11 protein-coding genes are annotated in these 11,298 nt (G+C 67.6%); 6 read left to right on the plus strand and 5 right to left on the minus strand.

The features are described 5' to 3' along the window. Window positions 1–3: 3 nt before the first annotated feature. The 3 genes from EPO52_RS10615 to EPO52_RS10625 all read right to left on the minus strand — a co-directional run bounded on the left by EPO52_RS10615 (window position 4) and on the right by EPO52_RS10625 (window position 1,897). Window positions 4–207 carry a hypothetical protein gene (locus EPO52_RS10615; protein ID WP_290805821.1) on the minus strand — a complete coding sequence of 68 codons (204 nt, stop codon included), beginning with the start codon at window positions 205–207 and terminating at the stop codon, window positions 4–6. A 148-nt stretch (window positions 208–355) separates the two neighbouring features. Continuing rightward, on the minus strand, window positions 356–883 hold the full coding sequence (locus EPO52_RS10620; RefSeq protein ID WP_290805824.1) for a hypothetical protein: 528 nt from the start codon (window positions 881–883) through the stop codon (window positions 356–358). 318 nt (window positions 884–1,201) lie between these two features. Beyond that, on the minus strand, window positions 1,202–1,897 hold the full coding sequence (locus EPO52_RS10625; protein ID WP_290805825.1) for an alpha/beta hydrolase: 696 nt from the start codon (window positions 1,895–1,897) through the stop codon (window positions 1,202–1,204). Window positions 1,898–2,019: 122 nt separating this feature from the next. Between EPO52_RS10625 and EPO52_RS10630 the strand changes: the two genes are divergently transcribed. Together EPO52_RS10630 and EPO52_RS10635 are read left to right on the plus strand one after the other, a co-directional pair. Beyond that, window positions 2,020–2,580 (plus strand): TetR/AcrR family transcriptional regulator, encoded by a 561-nt coding sequence (locus EPO52_RS10630; RefSeq protein WP_290805827.1) that lies wholly within the window; start codon window positions 2,020–2,022, stop codon window positions 2,578–2,580. Between the two features lie 46 nt (window positions 2,581–2,626). Beyond that, window positions 2,627–3,520, plus strand: a complete 894-nt coding sequence (locus tag EPO52_RS10635; RefSeq protein WP_290805829.1) for a virginiamycin B lyase — start codon at window positions 2,627–2,629, stop codon at window positions 3,518–3,520. A gap of 25 nt (window positions 3,521–3,545) precedes the next feature. Here EPO52_RS10635 and EPO52_RS10640 read toward each other — a convergent pair whose 3' ends face one another. Continuing rightward, window positions 3,546–4,616 carry a LacI family DNA-binding transcriptional regulator gene (locus EPO52_RS10640; RefSeq protein ID WP_290805831.1) on the minus strand — a complete coding sequence of 357 codons (1,071 nt, stop codon included), beginning with the start codon at window positions 4,614–4,616 and terminating at the stop codon, window positions 3,546–3,548. Continuing rightward, window positions 4,616–6,160, minus strand: coding sequence for a sugar ABC transporter ATP-binding protein (locus EPO52_RS10645; protein WP_290805833.1), 1,545 nt, complete (start codon window positions 6,158–6,160; stop codon window positions 4,616–4,618). Before EPO52_RS10645 ends, EPO52_RS10640 begins: the two co-directional genes overlap by 1 nt. 350 nt (window positions 6,161–6,510) lie before the next feature. Between EPO52_RS10645 and EPO52_RS10650 the strand changes: the two genes are divergently transcribed. From EPO52_RS10650 to EPO52_RS10665, 4 genes are all read left to right on the plus strand, one after another. Continuing rightward, window positions 6,511–7,509, plus strand: a complete 999-nt coding sequence (locus tag EPO52_RS10650; RefSeq protein WP_290805836.1) for an ABC transporter substrate-binding protein — start codon at window positions 6,511–6,513, stop codon at window positions 7,507–7,509. Window positions 7,510–7,640: 131 nt separating this feature from the next. After that, complete coding sequence (locus EPO52_RS10655; RefSeq protein WP_290805839.1) at window positions 7,641–9,167, plus strand: sugar ABC transporter ATP-binding protein; 1,527 nt, start codon at window positions 7,641–7,643, stop codon at window positions 9,165–9,167. After that, the gene (locus EPO52_RS10660) at window positions 9,164–10,255 is read left to right on the plus strand and encodes an ABC transporter permease (RefSeq protein WP_290805841.1); all 1,092 of its coding nucleotides are present in this window, start codon (window positions 9,164–9,166) and stop codon (window positions 10,253–10,255) included. Before EPO52_RS10655 ends, EPO52_RS10660 begins: the two co-directional genes overlap by 4 nt. Then, window positions 10,252–11,295, plus strand: coding sequence for a sugar ABC transporter permease (locus EPO52_RS10665; protein ID WP_290805844.1), 1,044 nt, complete (start codon window positions 10,252–10,254; stop codon window positions 11,293–11,295). Before EPO52_RS10660 ends, EPO52_RS10665 begins: the two co-directional genes overlap by 4 nt. Window positions 11,296–11,298: the final 3 nt, after the last annotated feature.

The raw sequence follows: 11,298 nt of genomic DNA on the forward strand, positions 1-11,298 counted from the left end.
CGATCAGAAGGCGCCCCCTGCGCCCGACCCGGAGCGGTCGGAATACCGGGCCGCGGCCGTGGTCTGCGCGTCCTGGGAGTAGTTCGGCTGGTCGCGTGACTCGAGATCGCGGTAGTCGTTGCTGCGGTGCCGCCGCACTCCGATCGCGACCCCGAGGGCCGCGATGATCGCCGCGACGGTGATGATGGTGATCCAGATCGCTTCCATGATGCGTCCTTCCCCGGCCATGACGGCTCGAGCGCTCAGGTCCTGGTGCTTCCATCCTCTCGGGCGCCCGCCTGAGTCCATACGAATACACATCGCACCCCCAGCCGCGTCTCGAATCGGTTATGGAATAAAGTGATTATCACTCATGTCAACTCCTCCGTCCTTTCGAGGCTTCCTTGACGAATCGGCCGCGCAGCGCGGTTCTGGCCATCAGCAATACTCCGTGTGTGTTGCGCTCGTTCCCGCCGCTGCTTGCGATGATCTGCGCATGAAGTTGCGGCCGCTTCTCCTCTCTGGCCAGATCAAACTTCACTGGCGCGACGAAAGCGAAGCACGCCGCCGGTGGATCGTCGAGCGCATAGTGGAACTCGGCCCGATGAACGTGGTGATCTCCCACCTCGATCTGCGAGCCCATCGCCTTGAGCGGTATCGCCGCAAGTGCCTCGAAGCGCTCTATCATCACCTTGTAGCGATGGATGTGCTCGATCTGACCTTTGAATCCCGTAGTGCCCCGCAGGATCGAAATGATCGTGCGCATCTCGTTGCACTGCAGGCCCAGGGCCTCTATTCGCGCCTCCGGATCGCCCATGCGCGCGGTGGCGATGAGCCACTCCTTTGGATCGCGGATGCCGTCCTCGGCGCCCTGAACGCGAGCGCATCCGGTGAGCCACGTCACTTCGACGCCCTTCGGTCGACGGTCCTCATCGAGTCGCGCACGCCGACGTCGCTGACCATGAAAGGCGAAAGGCCTTAGATCCAGTCGTCCGGCTGGGCTTCCAAGGCCTTCTTCCCGACCCGTCGTAACGGGAGGCATCCTCAACTGTAAGTGATCCACGGGGCACGAGCAAGCCGCTTCGTGTGGTCAGCCTCGTCGCTTCCAGGATGCGCCCCCCAGCCCGACCAGCACTGAGGTGGGTGGCCTCTCGTGGGTGGGAGTGCCAGGTGCCGTGCCGAAAGCGCGCTTTCCGCCCGGTGGTCCGCGGTGGTCGCCGGGTCACGCGATGGTGTCGAGGAGTCGCGTGAGCGCCTCGGAGGCGGCGTGGGGTTGCTCGTGCCACACGAAGTGGCCGGCTCCGGGGATGAGTGTCAATGACGCGTGGGGTAGGGCGGTGCTGGTCTCCTCGGCCATCGTGGCGGGGATGTAGCGGTCGTCGACGCCGTGGATCACCGCCGTGGGGCAGGTGATCGTGGGCAGGAGCGCGGTCAGGTCGGAGCGGTCGATGACGGCGCGCTGTTGCCGGGCGAAGGCATCGGCCCCCACCGAGCCCGCCACTGCGCGCCAGGTGGCGAGCAGGTCGTCGTCGGCCTCGTGGTACGAAGCCACGATTCCCGTGAAGGCCGAGTCGACCAACGCAGCGAACTGTCCCCGCTCGACGAGCTCCAGTTGCCGTTCGCGGGCCGTGATCTGGTCAGGCGTGTCCGCCCGCGCGGAAGTGCTGACCAGAGCGAGACCCTTGACCCGCTCAGGAGCCTGGCGCATGACCTCCAGCGCGACGTAGCCGCCCATGCTCGTGCCCACCACGACGATCTCGCCCGCGGCCTCCCGCAGGATGCGCTCCGCCATCGCGGCCACGGTGTCGTCGCGTCGCGTGTCGGCGATGCTCACCTGCCCGCGCTGCCACACGGCGTCGAGCACGGGTGCGTAGACCTGCGCCGAGCACAGGAGCGGAGGGATGAGAACGGTGTGCACGGGGTGCTCCTCTCGATCGGTGCCGTGTCACACCGGAGCGATGTGAACGGCGGGAGCCGCTATTGTGAGTGGGTACTCACAACTCTAGATGTGAGTACCCACTCACACAAGGAGGCGATGTCGTGGCGGAGCGATCCACAGCAGAAGCCCGGCGCGAGAGCATTCGCCGGGTGGCGGGCACGGCGTTCGCGACATCCGGGTTGCACGGTGTCTCGGTCGCCACGATCGCGGCCGAGGTCGGCATCAGCGAGGCGTACGTCTTCAGTCTGTTCGGCAACAAACGAGCGCTCTTCATCGACGTGGTCGTGACGGCCTGCGATGAGCTCACCGCGGGGATCGCCGCCTCGGCCGTGGGCCTCGGCGGCGCGGACGCGCTGACCGCGATGGGCCGCGCGTACGTCGGGCTCCTGGCCGATCGGCAACGCCTCCTTCTGCCGATGCAAGGCTTTGCCGCGTGCTCGGATCCGGTGATCCGCGCGGCGATGCAAGACGCGTTCGGTCGGCTCTGGGCCACGGCGGCCCGCTCGTCGGGCAGCGATGACGTCACCGTGAAGACATTCGTGGCTCTCGGGATGCTCACCAACACCCTCGCCGCCCTCGATGTCGATCACATCGATTCGGACTGGGCTCGGGCGGCCCGGGGTTTCGTGCCGCTTGGATACCGGGCGGCGGAGTCCGGCTGAGTCCAGCCGCGAGCCGCGAGCGCCAGGGCGGTTAGGCTCGGTGACCATGAGCTCGATCGCTGTGCACGAGGTGGCGGATGCCGCATCCGGGCCCTATTCGGTGGCCTGCACGGCCGACGGAGCCGTGTGGGTGTCGCTCGTGCACGGGGGCGCGGTGGTGCGGCTCGCACCGTCGACGCGCGAAGCGGAGCGCCTCTACCTCGGCGAGGGGGCGCAGCCCTCGCAGGTCGCGGCCGCCGGTGACGACTCGGTGTGGATCACCGACACCGCCCGCGACCAGGTGCTGCTCGTCGGGCCTTCGGGAGTCATCCGCTCGTTCGCCGCTGCGAGCGCGGGCGCTCAGCCGTTCGGGATCGCCGCAGTGCACGACGGGTCGGCCTGGTTCACCGGCATGGGCAACGACTCGCTCGGCCGTGTCGGCATCCTCGGCGAGGTGACCGAGTTCGCCTCGGGCACCCGTGACGGCCTCGTGTCGATGATCGCCGCCTCCGGCGACAGCCTCTGGTTCACCGCCAACCGCGCCAACGCCGTCGGCTACGTGCGCGGGGGCGACTCCGCCCCGGTGATCGTGGCGCTTCCGACTCCGGATGCGGGCCCCGTGGGCATCACGGTGGGCGACGACGGGGCGGCGTGGTTCTGCGAGATCCTCGCCGGGGCCATCGGGCGGGTCGACCGTCGCGGTTCCGTGAGCGAGTTCGCCCTGCCCGACCGCTCGGCGAAGCCGCACGCGATCGTGGCGGATCCGGCGGGCGGCGGATGCTGGTTCACCCTGTGGGGCTCGGACCAGCTGGGCCGGATCGGGCTCGACGGCGTGTTCGCAGACCCCATCGTCGATCTCGCGCCATCCGGTCACGCCGAGCCGCACGGGCTCGCCGTCGACCGCGACGGCACGGTCTGGGTCGCGATGGAATCGGGAGCCGTTCTCGCGGTCTCCCGCTGACGCGCTCGTTTCCGGTGCGCGCGGGCTAGAGGTGCCTCGGAGTACTCGCGGGGACGTCGCCGACGCGTCTCGCCGTGGGCGCTTCCCGACCGGGAACCGTGGTCGACGAGCGCACGATCAGCTGCGGCACGGCGGTGAGCACGCTGCCCGCCGGGCCTCCGTCGATGCGGGCGAGCAACGTGGTGAGCATGTCTTGGCCGAGCCGCTGGAAGTCCTGGCGCAGGGTGGTCAGGGGGGGAGCGAGATGGGCGGCCTCCGGGATGTCGTCGAAGCCGATCACGCTCATGTCCTGCGGCACCGCCAGACCGCGCTCGCGGAGCGCGTGCATGAGCCCGACCGCCATCTGGTCGTTGGCCGCGAAGATCGCGGTGAGGCCGGTGAGCTCGCACTCCGAGCCGAACCGATAGCCTGCGGCGGGGCTCCAGTCGCCGATCCCGTGCGTGGTGGCCACCAGTCCGTGCGCGGCGAGTTCATCCCGCCAGCCCCGCTCCCGCTCCTGGGCGTCGACGGAGTCGGAAGGGCCCGCCAGGTGCCCGATTCGGCTGTGACCGAGCGAGATGAGATGCTGCACGGCCGCGCGGGCGCCGTGGTACTGATCGGCCCCCACGGTGTCGAGGCCGTGGCGGGGCACTGCTCGGAGCACCACCAAGGGGATGGAGAGCTCCATGCCCGCGACGACGTCGACCGCCACCTCCTGCGCCGCGATCACGGCGATGCCCTCGACGTTCTGCCGTAGGAACGCCTCGACGGCGCCCCGGATCGACCCCTGGTCGCTGTCGACCATGTTCGCGGTGAAGACGCTCCACCGGGCGTCGCGGGCCGCGGAGTTGAAGTAGAGCACGGCCGATGAGGGGCCGTACTCGGTGGCCCCCGCGGCGATCAGGCCGATCGTGCGCGAGCGCCGGGTGACGAGGGCGCGAGCGGCCGGTGACGGCACATAGCGGAGCTTCTTGATCGCCTCCTCGACTCGGGCCTTCGTCGAGGGCCGCACGTTGGGGAGGTCGTTGAGCACGCGCGAGACCGTCTGGTGCGAGACGCCGGCGAGCCGGGCGACGTCGAAGATCGTGGCCTGCCGGGGATTCTCGTCCGCCGCCATCACTCGAGCCCGTCGTCGTTCGAGCCGTCGGCGATCACCGCGAGCAACTGGTCGACGGTGAGGTCGTGGTTCAGGAGATCGCCCACCTTCCGCCTCTCCCGGAGGATCGCGACCCGGTTGCTGATCCTCACCACCTCCTCGAGCTCGGCCGAGATGAACACGACCGAGAGCCCGTTCGCGGCGAGATCGGTGACCAGCTTCTGGATCTCGGCCTTGGCGCCGATGTCGATGCCTCGGGTGGGCTCGTCGAGGATGAGGAGCCTCGGCGCGATGGCGAGCCAGCGGGCGAGGAGCACCTTCTGCTGGTTGCCTCCGGAGAGCGTGCTCATGAGCGCGTCGGGGTCGGCCGGCGTGATCCCCATGGCCTGGATGTAGCTGGTGGCGAGCTCGTTCTGCTGGGACTGAGGGATGCGGCGCAGCCAGCCGAGGTCGGCCTGCAGGGCCAGCACGATGTTCTCGCGCACCGTGAGGTCGCCGATGATCCCCTCGGTGCGGCGGTTCTCGGAGGCGTACGCGATGCGCTGCTGGAGGGCGGCACGAGGACCGCTGAACCGCTGGGAGTCGCCGTCGACGAGGAGCTCCCCGGAGTCGGGCCGGTCGGCCCCTCCCAGGAGCCGTGCGAGTTCTGTGCGACCCGATCCGAGCAGGCCGGCGATACCCACGATCTCCCCCTGGTAGACCTTGAGGTCGATCGGCTCGATCGCGCCCCGGCGGCTCAGGCCGATCGCCGTGACGAGCGGCACCTCGCCCTCCAGATCGTCTTCGATCGTGCTGGCCTCGACCCGCTCGTGGATGCCGTCGAGAACCGTGATGTCCTTGCCGAGCATCTTCTGCACCAGGTCGATGCGCAGCAGCTCGTGAGGGAGGTACTCGCCCACCAGGCGTCCGTCGCGCAGTACCGTCAACCGGTCGGAGATCGCGTACACCTGCTCGAGGAAATGGGAGATGAAGAGGATCGCGACACCGGATTCCCTGAGCCGGGAGATGATGCGGAAGAGTTCCGACACCTCGTCGTTGTCGAGGCTCGAGGTCGGTTCGTCGAGCACGAGCACCTTGGGCCGCACCGCGATGGCCCGCGCGATGGCGACCAACTGCTGGATCGCCGGGGAGTGGTCGGCCAGAAGGCTCGTCGGATCGATGTCGAGGTGCATGGAGGTGAGCAGCTCCGCGGTGTGCTGCCGGGCCGCCCGCCAGTTGATCCCGCCCCACCGGTGCCGCGGCTCCCGCCCGAGGAGCACGTTCTCGGTGACCGTCAGATTCGGCAGCAGATTGAGTTCCTGATACACCGTGCTGATGCCCGCCGACTGGGCCTCGGCGGTGCTCGCGAACGAGACGGTGTGACCATCGACCTCGATGCGGCCGGCATCGATCGGGTTGACCCCGGTGAGCGCCTTGATCAGCGTGGACTTGCCGGCGCCGTTCTCGCCCATGAGCGAATGCACCTCGCCGGGGAAGAGCCGGAAGTCGACCGCGTCGAGCGCCGTGACCCCCGGGAAAGCGACGGTCACTCCGGTGAGTTGAACGACCGGCGCCGCTGTGGTCATGGTCTCTCCATCGATTTGTTAGGGCTCACATTATCGACCGAGGATGGTCCCGGTCTACAAACGGATGCGACATCCTGCCCCATGTCGGCACTCTCGCGGAGTTGTCCCGGGTGATGCGGGTTCGGTTGACAGCTTCTTGCCAGGCACGCTAGCCTACCCAGCAACGCAATTGTGAGCGCTCACAAGCAGGCAGCACATTCGGTCAATGGCGACGAGCATGACACCGCCACGGACCGGGTTCGCGAAATGTGATCGATCACATAACGGAAACAACGCATCGACAGTTATACAGAATGCAATCCCTACCGTCGGACCGACGATCGTTCCGGTGGATCTCGAGGAGGAGATCAATGTTCAAGACAGCAAAAATCCGCGGCATCGCGGGACTGGCTCTCGCAGGGGCCATGGCGTTCAGCCTCGCCGCCTGCTCCGGCGGATCGTCGGATTCCACCGACGCGGCCGGCAGCGACGGCGAGCTGACCACCGTCGGCTTCGTGGCGGTCGGCCCCGAGGGCGGCTGGCGCACGGCGAACGAGCAGAACATCCAGGACTCGTTCTCGAAGGAGAACGGCTTCGACCTGAAGTACGCCCCCGCCACCAACGGCGACCAGAACTCGCAGATCACCGCCTTCACGTCGTTCATCGACGAGGGCGTCGACGCCATCATCCTGTCGGCCACCGAGGCCACCGGTTGGGAGAGCGTTCTGAAGCGTGCCCAGGAGGCCGAGATCCCGGTGGTGCTGCTCGACCGCGGCATCGAGCCGAACGACACCTCGCTCTACACGAGCCACATCGCCCCCGACAACGTGGGCATCAGCTCCTCCGCCGCGGAGTGGGCCAACGGTCAGTTCCCCGACGGAGCCAAGTACGTCGTGCTCGAAGGCCCTCCCGGTCTCTCGGTGGTCAACGACCGCAACAAGGGCTGGGACGACACGATCGACGCCAACTTCACGAAGCTCGAGAGCCAGTCGGCGAACTGGTCGACCGAAGAGGCGAAGAGCGTGTTCGAGACCATCCTCAAGGCCAACAACAACGACGTGCAGCTCGTGTTCGCCCAGAACGACGAGATGGGCCTCGGCGCCGCACTCGCCGTCGAGGAGGCCGGCCTGAAGCCCGGCACGGACGTGAAGATCATCACGATCGACGGAACCAAGGCGGCCCTCGAGGCGCTCGCCGCCGGTCGCCTGAGCTTCGTGGCCGAGTACAACCCGCTGTTCGGCGACACCGCGATCGAGGTCGTGAAGGCGGCCCTCGCCGGCGAGACCGTCGAGAGCGACATCGTGGTGCCGAGCGTGACGTTCGACTCGCCCGAGGCGGCCACCGAGGCGCTCCCCACCCGCAAGTACTAGAAGAACCACCCTTCGAGGGCCGGCTCGCACAGTCATCACGACTGCCGCGGGCCGGCCCGAGAAGGCCTCTGCGCCACCACCGCATCACCCATCGACGACGCCGGGCATCCGGCAGAACGACCAGGCAGACCATGGCAATCACCGAGCCGATCGTCGAGATGGAGGACATCTCGATCGAGTTCCCGGGAGTGAAGGCACTCCAGCACGTGAACCTCCGACTCTTCCCCGGGGAGGTGCACACCCTGATGGGCGAGAACGGGGCCGGCAAGTCGACCCTCATCAAGGCGCTCACCGGCGTGTACAAGATCGACTCGGGAAGCATCACGGTCGCGGGTGGCCCACGGATGTTCTCGGGCACAGCGGATGCGCAGAGCGCCGGGATCTCGACCGTCTACCAGGAGGTCAACCTCTGCGACAACCTCACCGTCGGTGAGAACGTGATGCTCGGGCACGAGGTGCGGGGGGCATTCGGCATCAACTGGAAGAAGACCCACCAGGCGGCGAGCGAGGCCCTCGTCGGTCTCGGCCTCGGCGATCTCGACCCCCGGCAGCCGCTCTCCAGCATCTCGCTCGCACTGCAGCAGCTCGTGGCGATCAGCCGCGCGATGGTGGCCAAGTCGAAGGTGCTCATCCTCGATGAGCCCACATCGAGCCTCGACGCCAACGAGGTCGAAGGACTCTTCGCGGTCATGCGGCGTCTGCGCGACCAGGGTGTCGCCATCCTCTTCGTCTCGCACTTCCTCGACCAGGTCTATGCCATCAGCGATCGTCTGACGGTGCTGCGCAACGGCGAAGGCGTGGGCGAGTACATGACCTCCGAGCTGAATCGCACGGAGCTCATCTCGAAGATGATCGGCAAGGACTTCGGCGCGCTCGCCGCGCTCGGCTCGAATCGCGGCCGCACGGTCGACGCGTCGGCCACCCCGTTCTACAGCGCCACCGACCTCGGCCGGAAGGGATCGATCGAGCCCGTCGACATCGAGGTGCACGCCGGCGAGGTGGTCGGCCTCGCCGGGCTGCTCGGCTCCGGCCGCACCGAGCTCGGCCGGCTCATCTACGGCGCCGACAAGCCCGACACCGGCCAGGTGCGCATCGACGGCACGGCGACCGACGTGCACAGCCCCATCGCCGGCCTGTCGAAGAGGATCGCGTTCTCCACGGAGAACCGGCGCGACGAGGGGATCATCGGAGACCTCACCGTGCGTGAGAACCTCGTGCTCGCCGTGCAGGCGGAGCGCGGCTGGGCCCGGCCGCTGTCCCGCCGGGAGCAGAAGGAGCTCTGCGACAAGTACCTCGTGGAGCTGAACGTGCGCCCGGCCGACCCCGAGCGGCCCATCAAGAACCTCTCCGGCGGCAACCAGCAGAAGGTGCTGCTCGGCCGCTGGCTCGCCACGAAGCCCGAACTCATCGTGCTCGACGAGCCGACCCGCGGCATCGACATCGGCGCCAAGGCCGAGATCCAGGAGGCGATCGCCGCGCTCGCCGAGGGCGGGATGTCGGTGGTCTTCATCTCCTCCGAGCTGGAGGAGGTCGTTAGGCTCAGCGAACGGATCGTCGTGCTGAAAGACCATCGCAAGATCGGGGAGATCATCAACGGTCCCGATGTCACCGCCGAGACGATCGTCTCCCTCATCGCCAACGAAGGAAGTGCTGCATGAGCCAGGCATCCTCACCGTCACGAGGCTCCGTCGTGACCACGATCGTGCGGCAGCCGTACATCTGGGCCGTCGTGGCCCTGGTGCTCCTGCTGGTGATCAACCTCATCAAGGATCCGGGTTACCTCGGCATCTCGGTGAACTCCTCGACGGGCAACCTTTCGGGCAACATCATCGACATCCTGCGGGCGAGTGCACCGATCATGATGATCGCGATCGGTATGACCCTCGTGATCGCCACCCGCGGCATCGACCTCTCGGTGGGCTCGGTGATGGCGGTGTCCGGCGCCGTCTCGATGGAGTTCATGAGCAACTCCGGCGACGGCAGCGTGGGCGTGGCCGTCACGGCCGCGGCGCTCGCGCTCGGAGTCAGCGCGCTTCTCGGTGTGATCAACGGTGTGCTGGTGTCGGTGGTGGGGCTGCAGCCGTTCATCACCACACTCGTCACGATGCTCGCGGGGCGCGGTCTCGCCAAGGTGATCACCGCCGGTCAGAACACGTCGGCCACCAACGAGCCGTTCCGCTGGATCGCCAACGGCACGGTCTTCGGCTTCCCGGTGGTGTTCGTCATCGGCGCCCTGATCGTGGCGGTCGTGGCCGTGCTGGTGCGCCGCACGGCACTCGGGCTCATGATCGAGTCGATCGGAATCAACCCGAAGGCCGCACGCATGGCCGGCATCCGGCCCATCGGCATCCTCATCGCGGTCTACATCGTGAGCGCCGTGCTCGCGGGCATCGCGGGCATCTTCAGCACCGCCAGCGTCATGACCGTCGAAGTGGCGAAGACCGGCCTCTCCTCCGAGATGGATGCGATCCTCGCCGTGGTGATCGGCGGCACCTCCCTCGCCGGAGGCAAGTTCTCGCTCACCGGAAGCGTCATCGGCGCCCTGCTGATCGCGACGCTCGACAAGACGATCGTGTTCCTCTCCATCCCCTCCTCGGCCACACCGGCGTTCAAGGCGGTGGTGATCGTGATCATCTGCCTGCTCCAGTCGCAGCGCGTGCGGGCGTTGTTCGCCCGTCGCAAGGCGATCTCCACTCCGACGCCGCCTCAATCCACCCCGACGCGAAAGGAAACGGTGTCGGCATGAGCACACTGATCGAACGCCCCACCGCGGGCCCGTCGAACGCGGCCAAGCCCTCGCTGCTGTCGAGGCTCAAGCCCAACCTCGAGACCCTTCCCACCCTCGCCGCCGTGGTGATCTTCGTGGGCATGATCATCTACGGCGAGATCGCGTACGGCCGGATCGTGCAGGCCAACACGATCTCGAACCTGCTGATCAACAACGCCTACCTCATCATCCTCGCGGTCGGCCTCACCTTCGTGATCCTCACCGGCGGCGTCGACCTGTCGGTGGGTGCGGTGATCGCGATCAGCAGCCTCGTGGGCGTGATGCTCGCCAATGCCGGCTGGAACCCGGCCGTGGTGGTGGTGCTGATGATCGCGATCGGATCGGCCTTCGGCGTCGCATCCGGCATCCTGGTGCAGTACTTCAACGTGCAACCGTTCATCGCCACTCTGGCGATGATGTTCCTGGCCCGCGGTCTCGCCTCGATGCTGAGCACGACGCCCGAGAGACTGGCCGACGACTCCGCCATCCGCAGCCTCTCGACGGAGTGGAAGGTGATCGACGGGCCGAAGACCAACGACCTCATCACCACTCCGAACGTGCTCATCGCCGTGCTGGTGGTGGCCGTGGCCTTCTTCGTGCTGCACCGCACCCGGCTCGGCCGCACCGTGTACGCGATCGGCGGCTCCGAGTCGTCGGCGCTCCTCATGGGGCTGCCCGTGGTGCGCACCAAGCTCACGGTCTACGTGATCAGCGGAACCCTCGCCGGCCTCGCCGCTGTGGTGTACACGTCGAAACTCGGCATCGCCCAGAACATCACCGGCGTCGGCTGGGAACTGGATGCGATCGCCGCGGTGATCATCGGAGGCACGCTGCTCACGGGTGGTGCCGGCTTCGTGCTCGGTTCGGTCGTCGGCGCCCTGGTACTCGGCCTCATGAACGTGCTGATCACCCGCGACGGCAGCATCCCGCCCGAGGCCACCACCATCATCACGGGCGGCATCCTGCTCGTGTTCGTCCTGCTGCAGAGGCTCGTGGTCTCGCGGCGTCGAAAGACCTGACCC

It is taken from the genome of Herbiconiux sp., from assembly GCF_004297105.1.
Lineage (GTDB): Bacteria > Actinomycetota > Actinomycetes > Actinomycetales > Microbacteriaceae > Herbiconiux.